The following is a 20,780-nucleotide window of genomic DNA, read 5'->3' on the forward strand; positions in this document are numbered from 1 at the left end:
GTGCAGGAGACAATCGCATGCTTCGCCACCTTGTGTTCGATGTAAACGAGACGTTGCTGAACGTCGCCGCGCTTGACCCGCTCTTCGAGCGCCTGTTCGGCGATGCCAGTGCCCGTGTCGAGTGGTTTCTGACCTTGGAAGAGGGCTGGATGACCGCGACCATTGTTGAACGCTTCCAACCCTTCGCCAAACTGGCCCAGGCGGCACTGGTCATGGTCGGGCAACGGCGGGGAATCGACGTCAGCGAAGCCCAGTGCGAGGAGCTGGTTGAAGGGATGAAGCGGCTGCCAGCGCACCCGGACGTACGGCCAGCGTTGGAACAGCTACGCGGCGCGGGGTTTCATCTTGCCGCCTTGAGTAACGGAAGCCTACAGGCGCTGCGCCAACAGCTGGAGTCGGCGGGGCTGGGCGATAGCTTCGACGCGATCCTGTCGGTCGAGGAGACGCAGCGCTACAAGCCGGCTCCGGAGCCATACCGCATGGTCGCCGAGCGCAACGGCATAGTGCAGGAACAGATGATGATGGTCGCGGCTCATGCCTGGGATATCACTGGCGCGGCGGCGGCGGGCTGCCGCACCGCATTCATTGCGCGACCGGGCAAGGTGCTCAATCCGGCCGGTAGCCAGCCGGATATTCAGGGTAACGATCTGCAGGACTTCGCCAGGCAATTGCTCGCCTGGCGTGAGCGGTAACGGTCGAGACCGCTTCGCCTCATTGCTCCGTCTGCTTGCCGCTGAAGGCGGTGATCGGCTTTTCCGCCTCCTTGTCGAGACCGCTGGCGAAGGTCTTCAGACCTTCGATGATGGGCATCAACGCCGCCCACAGCTCGTCGTCATGCAGCATCTTGTAGGCGCCGGTTACACCCGGCGCTTCGTCGTGCTTGTCGTCCGGCTTGTAACGGCTGACCGCACCGAAAGCGGACTGGAAGGCAAACACAATCTTGTAGAACTGCGCCGGCTCGATGCGGGACAGCGCCATGCCGAGAATGGACAGGTTCTGTATGGCATTGAGCGAACCTTCCTTGCTCATGCCGTCCACCAGGACTTTCAGCAGGCGGTCGTGCGACCCGGCCAGGTCGTTGGCAAAGCGCAGCACGCCGCGCTGGTGCAAGGTTTCTAGGAGGGTATCGAGCTCTTCCCTGGCATCGGGACCAATCGGGGTAGGTTTGACGTCGTAGTTTAATCGTTCGGCCATCAGAATCTCTCCGGGTGCGTGGCTCGGGCGGGCGGCGCGACGTAGTCGTCGCGGTACCACTTCACCTCTACGGGCACGCCATCGTTCGGCGTGCGGGTGGCGTTGCGGAAGTTGTTCGACGGCAGCGGCGGCTCACCTTTTTTCGGCAATACCTCAAGCTTCACCGCAGTTTCCTTGTAGGCCGGCGTGTTCACGTCAGGGTCGTGATGCTCGCCGGTGAGCAGGTTGAGGCCTGGCTTGCCCTGGTGAATGGGCATGAACAGCGTCTTGCCGGCGACCCGGTCAGTCACGGTGGCGCGGACTTCCACCGAGCCGCGACGCGAGGTCACGCGCACCCATGTGCCGTCTTCGATGCCGCGTTCGGCTGCCAGCTCGGGGCTGACTTCGACGAACCAGTTCGGCGCCTGGGACCAGATGCGTGGCCCACGGCCGGTCTGGTTGGTGCCCTGGAATTGCTCGAGCATGCGGCCGTTGTCGAGCATGATGTCGTACTCGCTGTCGGCCGCCTCGGCTGGCTGCTTCCATTCCAGCGGGAAGAGCACGGCCTTGCCGTCGTCGGTGTGGAAGCGCTCGGTATAGAGCAGCGGCGTGGTGCTGCCGTCAGTCTGCATGGGCCAGAACAACGACTGCCAGCCTTCCAGCCGCTCATAGCTGATGCCCTGGAACATGGTGGCAATGCCGGCGACCTCATCCATGATCTGGCTCGGGTGGGTGTAGCCCCAGTCGTAGCCCATACGCTTGGCCAGATCGGTAAGGATCTGCCAGTCCGGACGGCTGTTACCGAGCGGCGGTAGCACCTGGTAGAAGCGCTGGATGCGCCGTTCGGTATTGGTGAAGGTGCCGTCCTTTTCCACCGAGGGGGAGGCCGGAAGCACCACGTCGGCGAACTCGGCGGTGCGACTCATGAAGATGTCCTGCACCACCATGAAGTCGAGGCTTTCGAAGCCGCTGTGCACGTTTCGGCTGTCGGCGTCGGAGAACGCGGTTTCCTCGCCGATGATGAACATTGCCTTGACCGAGCCTTCGTCGGCACCCTGGACCATCGTGAAGTTGTCGTTGCCTTTTTCCAGCGACAGTTTCTCCTTCGGCACGCCCCAGGCCTTGGCCCACTTGTCGCGGTTCTTTTCATCGGTGACCTTCTCGTAGCCGGGGTACATGTTCTTCAGGCAGCCGAAGTCGCTGGCGCCCTGGACATTGTTATGGCCACGCATCGGGTAGCCGCCGGTGCCGGGACGGCCATAGTTGCCGGTGACCAGCAACAGGTTCGACAGCGCCGTACTGGTGTCCGAGCCGTGGCTGTGCTGGGTGATGCCCATGGCCCAGAGCAGGCAGACGCTCTTCGCCTGGCCGATCAGCTCGGCGGCCTCGATCAGTTTCTCTTTCGCGATACCGGTGACCTGGGCGGCAAAGTCCATCGTGAAGGGCTCGAGCGACTGCTTGTATTCCTCGATCTGATTGACTCGCGCGTTGAGGAATTCGGTGTCGGCATAGCCGTGCTCGAACATGTAGCGCGACAACGCCGAGGCCCAGACCATGTCGGTGCTGGAGTTGGGTCGCAGGTGGATATCGGCGCGCTCGGCCATCTCGTGCTTGCGCGGATCGAACACCACCCACTTCTGGCCGCGGTGCTTCTTCTGCGCCTTCAGCTTGGAGGCGATCACCGGGTGGTTTTCGGACAGGTTGCTGCCGACCATCACGATCAGCTCGGCCTTTTCCATATCCGCGATGGTGCCCGCATCGCCGCCATAGCCGACGGTGCGGAACAGCCCCTTGGTCGCCGGGTTCTGGCAGTAGCGCGAGGAGTTGTCGACGCTGTTGGTGCCGATGATCGCGCGGGCGATTTTCTGCGTGAGGTAGGCCTCTTCGTTGCTGGCCTTGCTCGAGCCAATGAAGCCGATGCTGTCCGGGCCATGGGTATCTCGGATCTGCAGCAGGCGCTGCGCGACCAGATCAAGCGCCTCGTCCCAGCTGGCCTCGCGAAACTTGCCCTTGTCGCGGATCAGCGGGGTGGTCAGACGCTTCGGGTCGTTGACGAAATCCCAGGCGAACTTGCCCTTGATGCAGGTGGAGATGCCGTTGGCCGGCGCATCGACCACCGGCTGCACCTTGAGAATATGCCGATCGCGGGTCCACATCTCGAAGGAGCAGCCGACCCCGCAATAGGTGCACACGGTCTTGGTGCGCTTGATCTCCGGCTGACGCCAGTGCATGTCGAGCATCGACACGCCAGTGATCGGCCGTGCGCCGATGGTTTCTTCGAGCTTTTTGACCATGTCGATCATGGGCCGCTTGACGTCCTGCGGCAGGGCGGTGAACGGGCCAGCGTCGGGCTGCATGGTCTTTTCCAGCAGGGCGTTACATGGGCAGACCGTCACGCAATGGCCGCAGCTTACGCAGCTCGAATCGTCGATCGGTTTGCCGCCGTCCCAGAGCACGCGCGGGTGCTCCATGTTGAAGTCGATGGACAGCGTCTCGTTGACCTCGACATTCTGGCAGGCCTCGACACAGCGGCCGCAGAGGATGCACTGATCCGGATCGTAGGTGTAGAAGGGGTTGGAGTGGTCCTTCTCATAAGGCTTGCGCTTGAATTCGTAGCGCTGGATTGGGATATCCATTTGCGCATAGGTGTTGTGCAGCGTGCAGTCGCCGGTGTTGTGCTCGCACAGCGTGCAATACAGCTCGTGCTTGGCGACCAGCCGATCCATGCCTTCTTCGCGCGCCGCCTTGGCTTCGGCGACCTGACTGGTGATCTCCAGCCCGTCGTGCGCCTTTAGCGTGCAGCCGCGCACCAGTTCCCCATCGACCTGCACCCAGCAGACATCACAGGTCTGCGGCGAGCCGAGAGCACGGTGATAGCAGACGTGGGGCAGATCGATGTCATGGTTCGCCAGGAAATCAATCAACGGGGTGTCGGCATCGCCGTTCAGTGGCTTGCCGTCGAAGTGGATCGTGCAGTTGCTCATCAGGCCTCCGTTTTTGTTGTCGGATCGGTGCGGATGGCATCCTGGCCTGGCGCCGGCACGGCCCGGCGACTCCTGCCGAACGCCTGCCCTCGAGCGCATAGGTGCAAGGGTGGGTCCGGAAATGATTGTCCATAGCTGACTGATCGGCTTGCGCAAACGTTCCCTTCCGATTTGTGTGGACTCCTGCCCGCACCGATGGCTTTACCGTTTCGATTGAACTCATCCGGCTATGAGCGGCCAGAAACATACAGTCACAAACGGCTCAGTCAGGACGCGTCTTACCGCATGGCCCAGCTTTTCCCCCGCACCGCCGACATGTGGTTACGTCTGGCATTGCTCCTTTTGCCATTAGGGCTTGTCGGGGTGTTCGCCGCGTTCGTCATCCTCTCGCGCTCGTCCTACGTCACCGATCAGGGGTGGACGGTTCATCAGCCAGTGCCTTTCAGCCATGAGCATCACGCGGGTGCGCTGCAGATCGACTGTCGCTACTGCCACGACAATGTCGAGACCAGCGCGGTGGCGGGTCTGCCGCCAACCCACACCTGCATGAGCTGCCATTCACAGATATGGACCGGCGCGGAAATGCTCGCACCGGTTCGTCAGAGCCTGGTGCAGGGCGAGCCGTTGCGCTGGAATCGCGTGACCGAGCTGCCTGATTACGTGTTCTTCCACCACGGGGTACACGTCAACGCAGGCGTGGGGTGTGCCGACTGCCACGGGCCGGTCGACCGCATGCCGCTGATGCACAAGGCGGAGCCATTCACCATGAGCTGGTGTCTCGATTGTCATCAGGACCCTGCGCCGCGCCTGCGCCCACCGGAAGCGGTGACTGACATGAGCTGGCAATACAAGGGCGACCGCCGGGAGCTGGGCGAGGCGCTGATGCGCAAGTATCACATCGGCGAAGGCAACCTGACCCATTGCTACACATGCCATAGGTAGGCCATGCATATTCGAGACGAAACCGACCCACAACACCCTGCGCCCCTCGACTGGACAGCGATTCGCGAGCGTCTGGAAGGCGAGCGCGGGGCCGGGTACTGGCGCAGCCTCGAACAACTGGCCGGCGAACCGGCATTTGCCGAGTTCGTCGAGGCCGAATTCCCATCGATCGCCCCGCAAATGGACCGTCGGCGCTTCCTGCAGGTGATGGGTGCCTCGATGGCAATGGCCGGGCTGGCCGGCTGCAGCGAGCCAGAGAAGGGCGTGCCTTATGTGCTTCAACCGGAAAAAATCATCCCCGGCGAAGCGCAGTGGTATGCCACTACGGTGACCTTCGCCGGCTACGCCCAGCCAGTGCTTGGCCGCACGCATGTAGGCCGGCCGACCAAACTCGAAGGCAATCCCGATCATCCGGTCAGCCGGGGTGCCAGCACGGCCACTATCCAGGCGGCCATCCTGCAACTGTATGACCCTGATCGCTCACAAGCGCCGCGCTTCAAGGGGGGCGCTGCGACCTGGGACAGCTTCCAGCTCGAAGCCAGCCGCCTGGCCGAACGGCTTGACGGGAAGGCTGGTCGCGGCCTGCACGTGCTTATCGGTGCCACCAGCTCACCGACATTGCAGCGCCAGTTCAGCGAAATGCTGCAGCGCTGGCCCGAGGCGAGGCTTTATCGACACGAACCCTTCGAGGGCGATCACTATCGAACGGCAGAGCGCACCTTCGGCCGTGCCCTCGAGACGCACTATCGCTTCGACGCGGCCGAATGGGTGTTGAGTTTCGAACACGATTGGCTCGGCCTCGGACCTCGCGAGCTGCCGCACGCGGTCCGCTGGGGTGAGCGCAAGCGACTGGCGGCGAAGGGCGAAGGCGAAGCACGTCTGCTCGTCGTCGAATCGGTGCCGACGCTTACCGGTGCCAAGGCCAGCGAGCGCAAACGCATCGAGCCGGAGACGCTGCAAGCTTACGTTCAGGCGTTGTCAGCCGCGCTAGGCGAGGGCGACGGGCCGGCCCAGCCGCTGCCGGTCGAACGTCAACGCTGGATCGAGGCCGTGGCGAACGAGCTCAAAGCCCGCGCCGGGCGCTGTCTGATTACCGCTGGCGAACGCGCGCCAGTGGCCGTGCAGGCGGCTGTTCACCGGCTCAACCAGCGGCTGGGCAACGTCGGCAAGACGCTGACGTACAGCGATCCGGTGGTCTGGCTCGAGGCGGGTAGTCAACGTCTGGGCGACCTGCCGGGATTGGTCGAGGCAATTCGCGACGATCAAGTCGAGGCCTTGCTGATGCTCGAATGCAACCCCGTCGACACCGCTGCGGCAGATCTCGAGCTGGAGAAGGTGCTGGATGAGGTTCCGCTGCGCATTCATGCCGGGCTCTACTACGACGAGACGGCGGCCTACTGCCACTGGCATCTCCCGCTGACCCACGACCTCGATGGCTGGCAAGACGCGCGCGCCGCCGATGGCAGCGTCTGCCTCGGTCAGCCGCTGGTGCGCACGTTCTATAGCAGCCGCACCTTATCCGAGGTGCTGGCGCTGATGCAGGGCGATCTCAACCCCGATGGACGCTCTGAACTGCGCAAGACCTGGCAGTCGCTCGACGAGAGCGCCTGGCGACAGGCTTTGGAGCGTGGCTTCATCGAAAACACTGCGTTACCTCCGTTGACCATCGAGGCAGCGCCCGCCATCTGGGACGCTGAGCCGGCCCTAGAGGAGGGGCTGACCCTGCGCTTTCTTCCGGACCCCAGTGTGTGGGACGGACGGCTGGCGAACCTCGGCTGGTTACAGGAACTGCCCAAGCCGATCACCAAGCTCACCTGGGACAACGTCATCGGCGTGGCGCCGAAGCTGGCCGAAGAGCACGGGCTGTCGAATGGTGATCTGGTCCGGGTCACGCTCGGTCGCCGCGTGGTGATTGGGCCGGCCTGGATCATGCCCGGCCACGCCGAACGCACGCTCAGTCTTTACGCGGGTTATGGCCGCACCCGCGCCGGGCGTGTCGCCGACCGTCTGGGCTATGACATTGCACCGTTGCGCACGGCCGGCGATCCCTGGCTGCGTCGCGGCGCAAGGTTGGAGAAGACCGGCGAATTTCTTCCGCTGGCCACCACCCAGTCGCATCACATCCCGCATGGGAAGGAAGCCATCAAGAGCGAGCCGCGTGATGAGGCTTACCGCAAGGTGCCGACAGAGCCGCTTTACCTCTTTGAGCAAGCGAAAACCCTCTACCCGCCGACCCCGCCTAGCGAGCCGGTGTGGGGCATGACCATCGACCTCGATCAGTGCATTGGCTGCAACGCCTGCATCGTCGCCTGCCAAGCCGAGAACAACATTCCGGTGGTCGGCAAAGAACAGGTCGCTATGGGCCGCAACATGCATTGGCTGCGGGTCGATCACTATTACAAGGGCGATCCAGCCGAACCCGAGTCATCGGCATTCCAGCCGGTGCCCTGCATGCACTGCGAGCAGGCACCCTGCGAGGTTGGTTGCCCGGTCAACGCCACGGTGCACGGGCCGGATGGGCTCAACGAACAGATCTACAACCGCTGCATCGGTACCCGCACTTGTGCGTCGTATTGCCCCTACAAGGTGCGCCGTTTCAACTGGTTCGACTGGACTGCCGACGATGAGCCCTCGATCCAGCATCAGCGCAACCCCAACGTCACGGTGCGCTCGCGCGGCGTCATGGAGAAGTGCACCTACTGCGTCCAGCGCATCAGCGAGGCGCGCATCGCGGCACGGATCGAGGATCGTCCGGTCGCCGACGGCGAGGTACAGACCGCTTGCCAGCAGAGTTGCCCGACCCAGGCGATCGTCTTCGGCGATCTGTCCGATCCGGGCGCTCGAGTCCGTGAAGGGCGCGATACCAAGCGCCACTATGGGCTGCTGGAGGAGCTGGGCACGCGACCCAAGACCACCTACCTGGGCGTGGTTGAATTGCCGAAGATCGTCGAGGACGAGCCATGAGCCCCGCCGACGCCGAACCGCGCTACCAGGGCGCCGATACACCGCACTTCTTGCCGAGGCAGATGCCGCTCGGCGAGGTTTCGGACCGGGTACTCACCGTTCCGGTCGACTTCGCCCCGTATCGCCGTGCCTGGTGGGCGCTGTTCATCTTCGGATGTTCGCTGCTGGGGCTGTTCGTCGCCTCGGCGATCGTGGTGGTCTGGAAGGGCGTTGGCGTCTATGGCAACAACAACCTGGTCAATTGGGGCTTGCCCATCCTCAATTACATGTGGTGGCTGGGCATTGGTCATGCCGGCACCTTCATCTCGGCCATGCTGTTGCTGCTCAACCGGCCGTGGCGCAACTCGCTCAACCGCATGGCTGAGTTGATGACGTTGCTGGCGGTGGTGTGCGCCGGTATCTACCCGATCCTGCATCTGGGGCGGCCCTGGCTGTTCTATTGGAGCGCTCCGTACCCCAACACCATGGAGCTGTGGCCGCAGTTCAAGAGCCCGACGTCGTGGGACTTCTTTGCCGTGCTTGGCTACCTGCTCGTCTCGCTGATATTCATCTACATCGGCGCGATTCCGGACTTCGCCTCGGCCCGCGATCACGCTCGAAAGCGGCGCTACAAGATCTTCTACGGGCTGCTGGCGCTTGGCTGGCGGGGCGCTTCTTCGCACTGGGCACATTGGCGGCGGGCCTACCGATTCATTGCGCTGCTGGCCATTCCGCTGGTGTTTGCAGTCTCCAGCGGCTATTCGTTTCTGCTCGATCTGTCGCCGGAAACCGGCTGGCACTCGACGGTGTTCCCGCCGTACTTCGTCGCTGGCGCGATCTTTTCCGGTTTTGCGCTGGTGATCGTCATCGCGCTGGGGCTGCGCCGATTCTTCGGCTGGCAGTTGCTGATTACCGTCAAGCATCTGGATGTGCTCGGCATCCTGCTGCTCGCCAGCGGCTGGATGACCGCCTATGGCTATTTTGCGGACATCTTCATTGCCTTCTATTCAGGCAAGGAACACGAGATTACCGTGACCATGGCGCGCCTGGCCGGGCCGATGGCCTGGAGCTGGTGGACGGCGATCTTCTTCAACCTGATCTGCCTGCAAGCGCTCTGGTGGCCGCAGGTGCGACGCAACGGCAAGGCGTTGTTGGCGATTGCGGTCGGCGTCCTGATTGGCATGTGGTGCGAGCGCTGGATGCTGATCGTCGTGCCGGCCACCCGCGATTACCTGACAGCCACTTGGCAAGGCTACAGCCCGACGTTCTGGGACTGGTCGTTGTTCATCGGTACCTTCGGGCTGTTCCTCGTGCCGTTCAGCCTGTTCATGCGCCTGCTGCCGATGGTGTCCACCTTCGAAGTCAAAGAGGCCTTGCACCGCTATCGGGGAGGAGCCGATGACTGAGCGCTGTTACGGATTTCTGGCCGATTTCGCCCATCCTGAGCCGCTGATCAAGGCAGCCCGCGCGGCGCGAGAGGCAGGCTACACACGGATGGAGGCCTACAGCCCGTTCATGCTGTCGGAGTTGGAACCGGTGCTCGGCCAGCGCAGCAACCGTGCCTACTGGGCCGGCATCCTCGGTGCGCTGATCGGTGGCGGTTTGGGATTGGGCATGCAGATATACGCCAATCTGAGTTACCCGCTGGATATTGGCGGCCGGCCTCTGATCGCCTTGCAGGGCTTCGCCGTCATCACCTTTCTGCTGACCATCACCGGTGGCGCGCTGGGTGCGCTGTTCGGCCTGCTGTTCCTGTGCCGGCTGCCGCTGCTGCATCATCCGCTGTTCGAAACCGAGGCGTTCCAGCGCGCCACGGACGACCGCTTTCTACTCTGTATTCGCGCGGACGACCCGCTGTTCAGCGAGACGGAAACCGCGATATGGCTGGCGGAGCGGGCCGTGTCGGTCAGCAAGGTGCCTGCCTGATGCGTTGGCTGATCGTTTTCATCGTGCTGCTCAGCGGCTGCGATCAGATGGCGCAACAACCGCGTGCCGACGCCCAGGAGTCCAGCCTTTTTTTCCCGGACGGCAAGGTGAACCAGGCGCCACCGTTAGGCACGGTAGCCCGTGGCGAGCTGTCATGGGAGGCGGTTCTGGCCGAGCGTCCGCGGTTGACCGAAGAACTGCTGGCGCGCGGAGAAGAGCGCTACCGCATCAACTGCGTGCCTTGTCACGGCTTGGCCGGTGTTGGTCTGGGAACGGTGGTCAAGCGCGGCTTTCCGCAACCCCCGGACTTTGCCAAGCCGCGCCTGATGCAGGCACCTGATCGCCATTTCCTTGAGGTCATCGCCGATGGCTACGGCGTGATGTACAGCTACGCCGCGCGGGTACGGCCGGCAGATCGCTGGGCAATCGTTGCGCACATACGCGCCTTGCAGTTGGCGCGCACGGCCGAGGTCAAGCAGCTCCCCGAGCCTGATCGTCGCGCTCTGGAGGCTTTGCCATGAGCGCCGTTACATCCATGAGTCCACGCACCATCGCCTGGGCGGCGTTGGCCATCGGCGGCGTCGGCCTTGGCATCGGGCTGCTGCTGGCGCCGCGCGACACCCTGGCCGCTTGTGTGGCGAGCCTGTTGGGGTTGGCGGGGATTCCGCTCGGGGCGCTGACACTGGGCCTCGCTTTGGCATCGGTCAGTGGCAGCGTTCGCGATCAGCTTTGGCCCTGGACGCTGATCGCCAGCCGGGCCATGCCTGCGCTGCTGGTGCTGGTGTTGCCGGGGCTGCTTGGCGCCGGGCTGATTTATGAGTGGATGCACCAGTACAGCGACGGCTTTCGCGGGTTTTGGCTCTGGTGGCCCAGTTTCCTCGTACGTGGGCTGCTCTATGTCGGGCTGTGGTGGGCGCTGGCGCGCTGGCTGTTGCCGACGACGCTGCGCAACCCGGCCGGGGCCGGGTTGGGGCTGATCGCCGCGGTGTTGAGTGTGTCGCTGGCGGCCTTTGACTGGGCGCAATCAATGGAGCCGCACTTCGCGTCCAGCATCTTCGGGCTGCTGTGGCTCGGCCGGCTGATGCTGTCCGGGATCGCTGCCTGCATTCTGTTCAGCCTGTTTGCCGGCGCGCCCCGCCCGGGTGTGCTGCGTGGCTTGCTGTCGGCTGCGGCGCTGGCCTGGATCTATCTGCACTTCATGCAGTACCTGATCGTTTGGTACGGCAACCTGCCCGAGGAGGTTCGCTGGTATGAGATTCGTGCCCGCGATTGGCCGTTGCTGACTTGGCTGGTGGCGCTGCAGAGCCTGGTCTTCATCGCGACCTGGTGGCCGCTCTCAGGGCGTCGGGTACCGCTGGCGATACTGGCTGGCAGCACACTGCTGCTGGGCCTGGCTGAAGGCGCCTGGCTGAGTATGGCCAGCTTGTCAGGCTTGAGTGGGCTGGCGAGCGCTCTGGCGCTGTTCGCCGCGGCGGCTGCGGGCGCCGGGATGATGACGCTGCTGATCTTGCCCAGGAGGTCCGCATGAGCGTGCCGGTCGATCCGCGCTCGAAGGAAGACGGCTTCGAGCACCACGACGCCAAGGTCAGGGTATTGCTGATGATTGGCTTCGGCCTGGTTATCGCCCTGGCGGTATCGCTGGCTGCTGTTGGCTTGTTGCTCAGCTATTACCACACGACACCCGAACCGCCGGTGTCGGGGCTAGAACGCGACAGAATCATTCCGCCGGAGCCACGGCTGGAAACCCAAGCGCTAGGCAATGGCCCAGAGGTGATCCTTGAGGCCCAGCAACGCCTGAGCCGCTATGCATGGGTCGACCGTGAGGCTGGCGTCGCGCGCATTCCGCTCCAGCGGGCTCGTGTCCTGTTGCTCGAACGCGGTTGGCCGGCGCCGGTTGAGCCCAGCGGTGAACAGGCTGTGCGCCTGCAACAGGCCAAACAAAGGGCGGAACCCCGATGAGTCGCCTGCTGCTGATCCTCGCCGCGACCTTGTCGTTTGTGCTGGCAGCCGCGGTGCGCGCCGCCGAGCCGTTCGATCCTTTCGTCGCCGCCGGCATCGATTCGCGGCCCGGTGCACAGGTGCCGCTGGATGCGCGTTTCACTGACGATAGTGGCGAGTCGGTCACCCTTGCTGAACTGCTCGATGGCCGGCCAGCAGTGCTGGTGCCGGTGTATTTCCGCTGCCCAAATGTGTGCGGGTCGCAGTTGGCGAGCCTGTTCAACCTGCTCGGCTCGGTGCCCTTCGAACTCGGTAAGGATTATGTGGTGATCGCCTATAGCTTCAATCCGCACGAGACACCAGCCGATGCCCGAGCCGAGCGAGACAAGTTGGTCCGACGCTGGCCAGCGCTGGCCGGTTCGCAGGCCGTGCACCTGCTCACGGGGCCAGAATCGGCGAGTCGCCGGGTCAGCGATGCGCTGGGTTTTCGTTACCGCTGGGATGCCGAGATTCAGGAATATGCGCATGCCTCGGCCATCGCCACGCTGAGCCCGTCTGGCAAGCTGGTGCAGTGGCTGTACGGGCTCGGTTATCAGCCCAACGATCTGCGTCTGGCCTTGACCGATGCCGGCGAAGGGCGGGTCGGCGATTTCAGCGATCAGTTACTGCTGCTCTGTTACCACTACAACCCGCGGACTGGCGGTTACGACAACTGGGTCATCGGTGCGCTGCAGGTGGGCGGCACCGGCACGGCGTTGGCACTGCTGGGTTTCATCGGGCTGTCGCTGTGGCGCGAGCGACGCAAGCGGGAGGGCGGCGATGAACGATGACTTTTTGCGCCTGTGGCCGCAAACCGCCTCCGAGCACGCGAGCAGCATCGATTGGCTGATCTGGTCCTTCACCGGAATGATGACGATCTTCGTCGTCCCGGTGTTCGTGCTCACGATTCTGTTCGCGATACGTTATCGAAAGGGCACTAAAGTGCCTCGCGATCACCGCCCGCGCGGCAGCATGAAGGTCGAAATGACCTGGATCGTGCTGCCTTTCATCGGCTCGATGATCATCTACCTGGTCTCGGCGAAGCTCTACTACGAAGTGCGCACGCCGCCGGTGGATGCGATGGAAATTCAGGTCGTTGCCAAGCAATGGATGTGGAAATTCCAGCATCCCGGCGGCCAGCGCGAGATCAATACCTTGCACGTGCCGGTAGGGCGCCCGGTACGGCTGAACATGATCTCTCAAGACGTCATTCACAGCCTCTATTTCCCGGCCCTGCGCATCAAGCAGGATCTGTTGCCAGGGCGCTATACCGAACTCTGGTTCAACGCCACCGAAGCCGGGCGCTACGAGGTGTTCTGTGCCGAATACTGCGGCACCGACCATTCGAAGATGCTCGCCACGCTGATCGTACAGCCGCCACAGGAATACGAGCGCTGGCTGTCACAGGCTGGTGCCAGCGAGTCCCTGGCTGAGCAGGGCGAGGTGCTGTTTCGCCAGTTCGGATGCAGCGGATGTCATGGCCCGGCCGCCGTGGCCAAAGCGCCGAAACTCGAGGGACTCTATGGCCGTCGGGTGGCATTGAAAGACGGCAGTTTTGTCGTGGCCGATCAGGCCTATATCCGTGACAGCATCCTGCTGCCGCACAAGCAGATCGTAGCCGGCTACGAATCGATCATGCCGAGCTTCGCCAATGTGATCGATGAGGAAGGCGTGCTGCGCCTGACTGCCTACATCAAATCGCTGGGTGAGGGTGGCCAGGCCCCCGGCAAGGTTGAAGAGCGCGGGCAGGGCGAACCGCATGCCGACAGCCCGCGCAGCCCGACGCCAGAGGAGACGATACCTTGAGCCAGAAGAACCCGGCCGCCGACCGTACGCCCAGTTACCTAGCCGATGAGCATGGCTTACGCACCTGGCTGCTGACCACGGACCACAAGCGCATCGCGATCCTCTACCTGATCGGTGTCACGGCGTTCTTCTTTCTCGGTAGCCTGGCTGCCGCTTTGGTGCGCATCGAGCTGGTGACACCCGATGGCGACCTGTTGAGTCCCGACGGCTACAACCGCACCTTCACCCTGCACGGCGTGGTCATGGTGTGGTTCTTCCTGATTCCGTCGATCCCGGCGGTCTTCGGCAATTTCCTCATTCCGATCATGATCGGCGCCAAGGATATGGCCTTCCCCAAGCTCAACCTGTTCAGCTGGTACCTGCTGGTGGGTGGCGGCCTCTTCACGCTGTATGCGCTGCTGATCGGGGGGGTAGATACCGGCTGGACCTTTTACACGCCGCTGTCGACGATGTTCAGCAATGGGCATGTGGTGGCGGTGATTCTTGGGGTCTTCATCGTCGGCTTCTCGTCGATCCTGACGGGGCTGAACATCATCGTCACCATTCATACGCTTCGGGCGCCGGGCATGACCTGGTTCCGCATGCCGCTGTTCTGCTGGTCGCTCTATGCCACCTCGGTGATTCTGGTGCTGGCTACGCCGGTGCTGGCCATCACGCTGCTGCTGGTGGCGGCGGAGTACCTGTTCGGCATTGGCGTGTTCGACCCCAACCTGGGCGGCGACCCGCTGCTGTTTCAGCACCTGTTCTGGTTTTACAGCCACCCGGCGGTGTACATAATGATTCTGCCGGCGATGGGCGTAATGAGCGAGCTGATCACGGCCGCGGCGCATAAGCGCATTTTCGGCTATTCCTTCGTCGCTTATTCCAGTCTGGCAATCGCGGTGATCGGCTTCATGGTCTGGGGCCACCACATGTTCGTCGCCGGGCAGTCGATGTACGCCAGCATGGTTTTTTCACTGCTCAGCTTCCTGGTGGCGATCCCCTCGGCGATCAAGGTCTACAACTGGACCGCCACACTCTACAAAAGCAATCTGACCATCGACGCGCACTTCCTTTATGCGCTGACGTTTATCGGTCTGTTTGTCATCGGCGGCGTTACCGGGCTTTTCCTCGCGCTGCTGGCCGCGGACGTCCATGTGCACGACACCTACTTCGTGGTCGCGCACTTCCACTACATCATGGTCGGCGCAGCGGTGGCCGGGTTCTTCGGCGCGCTGCACTTCTGGTGGCCGAAGATGACCGGGCGGATGTACTCGCAGCTGTGGGGAAAGATTGCGGCAGTGATGATCTTCTGCGGCTTCAACCTGACGTTTTTCCCGCAGTTCCTGCTCGGCTATCTCGGGATGCCGCGGCGTTACCACAGTTATCCGGAGGATTTTCAGTTCCTCCATGTGCTGTCGTCCGCTGGGGCTGGGGTGCTGGCGGTGGGTTACGTCATGCCGTTCTGTTACCTGCTCTGGTCGCTGCGCTACGGGCCGCTGGCGGATGACGATCCCTGGGACGCAGCCGGGCTAGAATGGCGCACCTCGTCGCCGCCGCCCAAGCACAATTTTCTCGAGACCCCGATCGTCGACTTCGAGGCGTACGACTACCCACCTGAGGCAACCCATGGCCGATCGTGACGGGTATTTGGCCGAGCCATACCAGACTGCCGCCCAGCAGCGCGAAGCGAGCTTTCTGGGCATGTGGCTGTTCCTCGCCACCGAAATCATGATGTTCGGCGCGCTGTTCCTGGTCATCTACTACTACCGTCTGCAGCACCCGGCTGCAGTCAGTGAAGCGGTGCATCATCTGCACTCGATTCTGGCGGGTTTCAACAGCGCGCTGCTGCTCAGCGGCAGCCTGTGCATGAGCCTGATGGTGCAGGCTTCGCGCTTGGGTAACTATCGTCGGGTACAGCAGTTTCTGTTGCTCAGTGCTTTCTTCGGTCTGGCGTTTCTGGCGGTGAAGTTCTTCGAATACGGCTGGGAATACCATGAAGGACTGTTGCCCGGCATAGGCCGCGAGTCTCCGCTCAAGGACCCCGCCGCGCGGCTGTTCATGAACATCTATTTCTTCGCTACCGCGCTGCATGCGGTACACGTGACGCTTGCGGTGGTGATCGTGCTGGGCATGGTCGGGCGCATTCACTTCGCTCATATGAAGCTGCCGGAGCGCGCGATCACGCTGGAAATGGTCGGCCTGTACTGGCACATGGTCGATGTGATCTGGATTTTTCTGTATCCGTCGCTGTATCTGGTCGGGAGGGCAGCATGAAGGCGGGCAAGCTGGTGCTGATCTATGCCGGGCTGCTGGCGTTACTGGCGATCAGCGCCACGATAGCCATCCAGTTCCCACAATGGGCGATGGTCGCGTTGATCTGTGCGGCGGGGCAGGCCCTGTTGGTGCTGTTCGGCCTGGCCCAGCTTGGTGCGCATTCCCCACTGGTTCGCTTCTTCGCCTTGGGCGCAGGCTTCTGGTTGGTGTTCATGTTCACCCTTTCGCTGGCCGATCTACTGACGCGCGGGGGCTAGTCTGCTGATCGATGGTGATACTCGGGGTTATTGAAAATCCCGGCTGCGCACGTCGAGGCCGGTGAGCATTGGGGTGAGGTCGCTCAGACGTCCGGCGATGACGTGACGCACGCCGTTTGCCGATTCAAGGTGCCCATCGATTCGAAGCATTTGGGACTGTATCAATACCCGTCGCTGCCGCTCGGCCAGGTCGTGCCAGACCACTACGTTGATCATGCCGAACTCGTCTTCAAGGGTGACGAAGATGACGCCGCTGGCGGTCTGCGGGCGTTGGCGACCAATAACCAGACCGGCCACGCTGACCAGCCGACCATGTTCGACTTCGACCAGCTCGCGCGAGCTGCGGCAGCGTCGGCTTCGCAGCTGGTCACGCAGCAAGGCCAACGGGTGTGGGCCAAGCGTGGTACCCAGGGTGGCGTAATCGGTCATCAACTCTTCACCGACCGAGGGCAAGGGCAGAGGCACCGCTGCCTCCGGGGTCTGGACCTGATCAGCGAACAGCGGCAGCTGCGGCTCGAAGCCGGCCACCGCCCAGCGAGCCTGATGACGATGCCCGACAAGTCCTTTCAGCGCCCCGGCGTCGGCCAGCTGTTCCCGCGCACGGGCATCCAGTCGGGCTCGCAGGCACAGGTCATCGATACCGACAAAGGCTTGCTGCTGACGTGCCGCCTCGATTCGACGCGCATCCTCCTGGCGAAAGCCTCGTACCAGGCGCAGCCCCAGACGGATTGCTGGCTGATGGGTGTCGGTCGGCTCAAGGCTGCAATCCCAGCCGCTGTGACAGACGTCCAGTGGGCGGATCTCGAGTTGATGGCGACGGGCGTCCTGGAGAATCTGATCGGGATTGTAGAAGCCCATCGGCCAGCTGTTGATCAGTGCGCAGGCGAAGGCGGCTGGTTCATGACATTTGAGCCAGCAACTGGCATAGGTGAGCAGGGCGAAGCTGGCCGCATGGGATTCGGGGAAGCCGTAGCTGCTGAAGCCTTTGATCTGCTCAAAGATCCGTGCAACGAATTCTGCGCTGTAGCCACGGGCGAGCATGCGTTCGCTCAATCTCACACGGTGCGGCTCGAGGCTGCCGTGTCGTTTCCAGGCGGCCATGGCGCGGCGCAACTTGTCGGCTTCGTCGGCGGTGTATTCAGCGGCGACGATTGCCAGCTCCATCACTTGCTCTTGAAACAGCGGCACGCCAAGGGTGCGCTCGAATACGGGTTTCAGTTCATCAGAGGGATACTCCACCGGCTCTTCTTTATTGCGCCGGCGCAGGTAGGGGTGAACCATGTCGCCCTGAATCGGCCCGGGTCGCACGATGGCGACCTGAATCACCAGATCGTAGAACGTCTGGGGACGCAGCCGCGGCAGCATGGCCATTTGCGCTCGCGATTCGATCTGGAAAACGCCCACGGTGTCGGCGCGGCTGATCATCTCGTAGGTCGGCCGGTCTTCCTTGGGCAGTGTGGCAATGGTCCACTGCGTACCGCGATAGCGGGCGATCAGATCGAAACAACGACGCAGCGCGCTGAGCATGCCGAGCGCCAGTACATCGACCTTGAGCAAGCCGACCACATCGAGATCATCCTTGTCCCACTGGATCACGGTACGGTCGGCCATGCTGGCGTTCTCGACCGGCACCAAGGTATCCAACGGATATTCGGAAATGACGAACCCGCCCGGATGCTGTGAAAGGTGGCGAGGAAAGCCGATCAACTCATTGGTCAGCACCATTACTCGGCGCAACACCGGGCTGCTGGGGTCGAAGCCGGCTTCCTGAAGTCGGGCGTCATCAGGTACGTGCTCACTCCAGCGCCCGCAGCATTCGGCCAGGGCATTGATCTGATCCGGCGGCAGGCCAAGCGCTTTGGCTACGTCTCGCACTGCGCCGGTGGCGCGGTAGGAGCTCGCCACCGCCGTCAGTGCGGCGCGATTGCGACCGTAGCGGCGAAACACATACTGGATCACTTCTTCGCGGCGTTCGTGCTCGAAGTCGACATCGATATCCGGCGGCTCGTTGCGCTCGCGCGAGAGGAAACGCTCGAACAAAAGCCGGCTGTGCGAGGGGTCGAGTTCGGTGATGCCCAGTACGAAACACACCGTCGAGTTGGCTGCCGAACCGCGACCCTGACACAGAATGTGGCGTTCGCGGGCGAAACGGACGATGTCGTGAACGGTGAGAAAGTAGCTTTCGTAATGCAGTTCGGTGATCAGCTGCAGTTCATGTTCGACCAGCGCACGCGATTTGTCCGTTACGCCTGCCGGCCATCGCCATCTCATGCCATCTTCGACCAGTTTGCGCAGCCAGGAGCTGGCATTGTGGCCAGCGGGTACCAGCTCGTGCGGGTACTGATACTTCAGCTCTTTAAGGCTGAACTGGCAGCGTTCGGCGATACGTAATGTCTCGGCAAGCAGTTCGGGTGGATACAGCTGGGCCAGTTCCTCGCGCCGGCGCAGGTGGCGTTCACCGTTGGGGAACAAGTGGCGCCCGGCCTCGGCTACAGGCAGGTGATGGCGGATCGCGGTCATGCAATCCTGCAGGGCGCGCCGGCCACGGGCATGCATATGCACATCGCCACAGGCCACCGCGGGTATGCCCACGCGCTTGGCCAGTCCCTGCAACTGACACCGGTGCGTTTCATCATCCGGCCCGCGATGCAGTCCGATGCCCAGCCAGAGGCGTGCTGGAAAGCGTTCGCGCAGCCAGAGACCTTCCGCGTCAGCATCGAAGTGGGGAGTGATCCAGATGGCCAACAGCCCATCCAAGGGCTCGCTCAGGTCATCGGCCAGCAGCTGGTACTGACCTTTCTCGGCGCGACGTCTTGCGCAAGTAATCAGCCGGCACAAGCGCTGATACCCAAGCAGGTTTTCGACCAACATGAGCAGCTTCGGGCCGTTCTCGATCTGCATTTCGCTGCCGACAATCAGCGGCAGGCCTGTTTCCTTGGACGCCTGCCAGGCGCGGACGATGCCGGCCAGGGTGCATTCATCAGTAATTGCCAAGGCCCGATAGCCCTGCAGTGCGGCGCGCTCGAACAACTCTTTGGCGCTGGAGGCGCCCCGTTGGAAACTGAAGTTGGAGAGGCAGTGCAGTTCGGCGTATTCGGGCGTCATGCGAACCAGCCGTGCAACATCAACGGCCCTCCCGTGACTGAGCGAAAGGCCCAGCCGCGTTGGCCCGTGCGGGTTTCCACCAGGTAATAGTCGCGGCGCACATCGCCACCGTCCCACCAGCCCGATTCGATACGCTCGGGGCCAGAGAGGATGCGCAGCGAAGCTTCATGCAACGGTTTAGTTTCGCTCAGCAGCCAGCCGGGGCGGGGTGCTGTGGTCGATGGCAGCTCAAGGTGGGCTGCATGCTGCGGTCGCCAGGCGCATTCGGGGCGATGGTCGGCGCGAGCAGCAAGCCCCTGCACGGCGGCGTCGCCCAATCGGGCTCGCAACCGCTCGCGCAATTGCTCCCAGGGCAATGACTGTTGCGGTCGCTCATCGAAAAGCTCGCGATGCTCGGGGACGAAGGCTGGCAGCTGGTCTGCGAGCAGTCGTATGGCCAGCACCGGTGCTGGAAGCTGCAGATGCTCCAGGCGACCGCGGGTCAGCTCGAATAGCATGGCCGGGTCGCGCTCGGCACTGAGCAGGCCGATCGGTAGCTGGCTCTCGGGGAGGCTGCGGTGCTCCAGATGCAACGTGAATCGTTGGACCCCGCTGTCGCGGCCTGCCAGGTAAGCGGCGAGGTCGGCCGTCAGACGGCGCAGCGGGAAAAGCAGGGCCGGGTGCGACTCGACTTCGAAGTTCAGCTCGATACGCGCATCGAAGCGGTCGGGCGGGCGGTAGAAATTCAGAGCCAGTGGGCGATGCTCCAGCAGGGTGTCGAGGTGTCTCAGGGCTTCTGCCGGAAAGCGCTTTGCCAGACCGTTCCGAGGCAGCGCCAGTAGTTGCTTGAAGGTGCGCAAGCCCATGCGCGCCAAGGCGTGGGACACATCACGTGGCAAGCCGAGGCGATCTACCGGCAGATCAGCCAGTACCTGATGCAGCGTCTGGGTGTCCGTCACGGCCAAGCTGCCATACACGTTAGCCAGTACCCGCGCGGCGGCCGGATTGGGTGCCAGCGTGATGCGATGTCCGAAGCCCAATGCGCTCAGCTCCGTGCGCAAACGCGCTTCCAGGCGAGGCCAGGGGCCGAACAGGCCGAGGCTGGACTGCACTTCCATAAGCAGGCAGCGCGGGTAGTGCAGACTGACCTGCGAACTGAAGCCGTAAGCCCAGGCGGCGAGGAACTGCTGCCAGCGTTCGATCGAGGCCAGGTCGTATTCGGCTGTCTCGAATCCTCGGGTCAGCGCCTGAGCGGCAACCAATGATTGCCCTGCTTTTAACCCGAGTGCCCGCGCCGCCGGATTGACCGCCTGTAGTACGCGGCGCTGTGGTGTACCGCTCAATAGTGCCAGTGGCGCTTCGGCATCGGGGCGGCTACGCAGCACACCGTCCATGGCCAGTTGCGGCAGCAGGATGCAGGCCCAGAGCATGC

General features: G+C 63.0%; 17 protein-coding genes. 13 read left to right on the forward strand and 4 right to left on the reverse strand.

Features of this window, described 5'->3' with window-relative positions:
• Positions 1 to 17: 17 nt before the first annotated feature.
• Entirely contained in the window at positions 18 to 692 is a 675-nt protein-coding gene (locus C1896_09630; protein ID AZZ45140.1) for a haloacid dehalogenase type II, read from the forward strand.
• 19 nt (positions 693 to 711) lie between these two features.
• Here C1896_09630 and C1896_09635 read toward each other — a convergent pair whose 3' ends face one another.
• Complete coding sequence (locus C1896_09635) at positions 712 to 1,194, reverse strand: hypothetical protein (GenBank protein ID AZZ45141.1); 483 nt, start codon at positions 1,192 to 1,194, stop codon at positions 712 to 714.
• Positions 1,194 to 4,157, reverse strand: a complete 2,964-nt coding sequence (locus C1896_09640; GenBank protein ID AZZ45142.1) for a formate dehydrogenase subunit alpha — start codon at positions 4,155 to 4,157, stop codon at positions 1,194 to 1,196. The genes C1896_09635 and C1896_09640 overlap by 1 nt, the downstream gene beginning before the upstream one ends.
• Positions 4,158 to 4,442: 285 nt before the next feature.
• Here C1896_09640 and C1896_09645 point away from each other — a divergent pair, with 285 nt between their 5' ends.
• The 12 genes from C1896_09645 to C1896_09700 are packed head-to-tail and all read left to right on the forward strand — an operon-like array spanning position 4,443 to position 16,264.
• On the forward strand, positions 4,443 to 5,099 hold the full coding sequence (locus C1896_09645; protein ID AZZ45143.1) for a cytochrome C: 657 nt from the start codon (positions 4,443 to 4,445) through the stop codon (positions 5,097 to 5,099).
• Between the two features lie 3 nt (positions 5,100 to 5,102).
• The gene (locus C1896_09650; protein ID AZZ45144.1) at positions 5,103 to 8,063 is read left to right on the forward strand and encodes a molybdopterin oxidoreductase; all 2,961 of its coding nucleotides are present in this window, start codon (positions 5,103 to 5,105) and stop codon (positions 8,061 to 8,063) included.
• The gene (locus C1896_09655) at positions 8,060 to 9,448 is read left to right on the forward strand and encodes a hydrogenase (protein ID AZZ45145.1); all 1,389 of its coding nucleotides are present in this window, start codon (positions 8,060 to 8,062) and stop codon (positions 9,446 to 9,448) included. The genes C1896_09650 and C1896_09655 overlap by 4 nt, the downstream gene beginning before the upstream one ends.
• A complete protein-coding gene (locus C1896_09660) occupies positions 9,441 to 9,968 on the forward strand; it encodes a DUF3341 domain-containing protein (protein ID AZZ45146.1) in 528 nt (175 codons plus the stop codon). Before C1896_09655 ends, C1896_09660 begins: the two co-directional genes overlap by 8 nt.
• Positions 9,968 to 10,489, forward strand: a complete 522-nt coding sequence (locus C1896_09665; GenBank protein AZZ47602.1) for a cytochrome C — start codon at positions 9,968 to 9,970, stop codon at positions 10,487 to 10,489. The genes C1896_09660 and C1896_09665 overlap by 1 nt, the downstream gene beginning before the upstream one ends.
• Positions 10,486 to 11,496, forward strand: coding sequence for a hypothetical protein (locus C1896_09670; GenBank protein AZZ45147.1), 1,011 nt, complete (start codon positions 10,486 to 10,488; stop codon positions 11,494 to 11,496). The genes C1896_09665 and C1896_09670 overlap by 4 nt, the downstream gene beginning before the upstream one ends.
• Positions 11,493 to 11,927 carry a hypothetical protein gene (locus C1896_09675; protein AZZ45148.1) on the forward strand — a complete coding sequence of 145 codons (435 nt, stop codon included), beginning with the start codon at positions 11,493 to 11,495 and terminating at the stop codon, positions 11,925 to 11,927. The genes C1896_09670 and C1896_09675 overlap by 4 nt, the downstream gene beginning before the upstream one ends.
• Positions 11,924 to 12,736, forward strand: a complete 813-nt coding sequence (locus tag C1896_09680; GenBank protein AZZ45149.1) for an SCO family protein — start codon at positions 11,924 to 11,926, stop codon at positions 12,734 to 12,736. The genes C1896_09675 and C1896_09680 overlap by 4 nt, the downstream gene beginning before the upstream one ends.
• A complete protein-coding gene (gene coxB, locus C1896_09685; GenBank protein AZZ45150.1) occupies positions 12,726 to 13,751 on the forward strand; it encodes a cytochrome c oxidase subunit II in 1,026 nt (341 codons plus the stop codon). Before C1896_09680 ends, coxB begins: the two co-directional genes overlap by 11 nt.
• Positions 13,748 to 15,373 carry a cytochrome c oxidase subunit I gene (locus C1896_09690; GenBank protein AZZ45151.1) on the forward strand — a complete coding sequence of 542 codons (1,626 nt, stop codon included), beginning with the start codon at positions 13,748 to 13,750 and terminating at the stop codon, positions 15,371 to 15,373. Before coxB ends, C1896_09690 begins: the two co-directional genes overlap by 4 nt.
• Complete coding sequence (locus tag C1896_09695; GenBank protein ID AZZ45152.1) at positions 15,360 to 16,007, forward strand: cytochrome c oxidase polypeptide III; 648 nt, start codon at positions 15,360 to 15,362, stop codon at positions 16,005 to 16,007. The genes C1896_09690 and C1896_09695 overlap by 14 nt, the downstream gene beginning before the upstream one ends.
• Positions 16,004 to 16,264 carry an oxidase gene (locus C1896_09700; protein ID AZZ45153.1) on the forward strand — a complete coding sequence of 87 codons (261 nt, stop codon included), beginning with the start codon at positions 16,004 to 16,006 and terminating at the stop codon, positions 16,262 to 16,264. The genes C1896_09695 and C1896_09700 overlap by 4 nt, the downstream gene beginning before the upstream one ends.
• A 27-nt stretch (positions 16,265 to 16,291) precedes the next feature.
• On the opposite strand, the gene dnaE2 is transcribed toward C1896_09700, so the two are convergent.
• Positions 16,292 to 19,369, reverse strand: a complete 3,078-nt coding sequence (gene dnaE2, locus C1896_09705; protein AZZ45154.1) for an error-prone DNA polymerase — start codon at positions 19,367 to 19,369, stop codon at positions 16,292 to 16,294.
• A complete protein-coding gene (locus tag C1896_09710; GenBank protein AZZ45155.1) occupies positions 19,366 to 20,778 on the reverse strand; it encodes a DNA repair nucleotidyltransferase in 1,413 nt (470 codons plus the stop codon). The genes dnaE2 and C1896_09710 overlap by 4 nt, the downstream gene beginning before the upstream one ends.
• Positions 20,779 to 20,780 lie beyond the last annotated feature (2 nt).

The sequence above is a fragment of the Pseudomonadaceae bacterium SI-3 genome (assembly GCA_004010935.1).
Classification (GTDB): Bacteria; Pseudomonadota; Gammaproteobacteria; order Pseudomonadales; family Pseudomonadaceae; genus Stutzerimonas.

What these genes read in the sequence shown, in the direction of transcription:
- coxB (AZZ45150.1), top strand. Translation starts at nt 12,726, where the DNA reads ATGAACGATGACTTTTTGCGCCTGTGGCCGCAAACCGCCTCCGAGCAC.
- C1896_09695 (AZZ45152.1), top strand. Translation starts at nt 15,360, where the DNA reads ATGGCCGATCGTGACGGGTATTTGGCCGAGCCATACCAGACTGCCGCC.
- C1896_09655 (AZZ45145.1), top strand. Translation starts at nt 8,060, where the DNA reads ATGAGCCCCGCCGACGCCGAACCGCGCTACCAGGGCGCCGATACACCG.
- C1896_09710 (AZZ45155.1), bottom strand. Translation starts at nt 20,778, where the DNA reads ATGCTCTGGGCCTGCATCCTGCTGCCGCAACTGGCCATGGACGGTGTG.
- C1896_09635 (AZZ45141.1), bottom strand. Translation starts at nt 1,194, where the DNA reads ATGGCCGAACGATTAAACTACGACGTCAAACCTACCCCGATTGGTCCC.
- C1896_09630 (AZZ45140.1), top strand. Translation starts at nt 18, where the DNA reads ATGCTTCGCCACCTTGTGTTCGATGTAAACGAGACGTTGCTGAACGTC.
- C1896_09670 (AZZ45147.1), top strand. Translation starts at nt 10,486, where the DNA reads ATGAGCGCCGTTACATCCATGAGTCCACGCACCATCGCCTGGGCGGCG.
- C1896_09660 (AZZ45146.1), top strand. Translation starts at nt 9,441, where the DNA reads ATGACTGAGCGCTGTTACGGATTTCTGGCCGATTTCGCCCATCCTGAG.
- C1896_09650 (AZZ45144.1), top strand. Translation starts at nt 5,103, where the DNA reads ATGCATATTCGAGACGAAACCGACCCACAACACCCTGCGCCCCTCGAC.
- C1896_09675 (AZZ45148.1), top strand. Translation starts at nt 11,493, where the DNA reads ATGAGCGTGCCGGTCGATCCGCGCTCGAAGGAAGACGGCTTCGAGCAC.
- C1896_09640 (AZZ45142.1), bottom strand. Translation starts at nt 4,157, where the DNA reads ATGAGCAACTGCACGATCCACTTCGACGGCAAGCCACTGAACGGCGAT.
- C1896_09665 (AZZ47602.1), top strand. Translation starts at nt 9,968, where the DNA reads ATGCGTTGGCTGATCGTTTTCATCGTGCTGCTCAGCGGCTGCGATCAG.
- dnaE2 (AZZ45154.1), bottom strand. Translation starts at nt 19,369, where the DNA reads ATGACGCCCGAATACGCCGAACTGCACTGCCTCTCCAACTTCAGTTTC.
- C1896_09680 (AZZ45149.1), top strand. Translation starts at nt 11,924, where the DNA reads ATGAGTCGCCTGCTGCTGATCCTCGCCGCGACCTTGTCGTTTGTGCTG.
- C1896_09645 (AZZ45143.1), top strand. Translation starts at nt 4,443, where the DNA reads ATGGCCCAGCTTTTCCCCCGCACCGCCGACATGTGGTTACGTCTGGCA.
- C1896_09700 (AZZ45153.1), top strand. Translation starts at nt 16,004, where the DNA reads ATGAAGGCGGGCAAGCTGGTGCTGATCTATGCCGGGCTGCTGGCGTTA.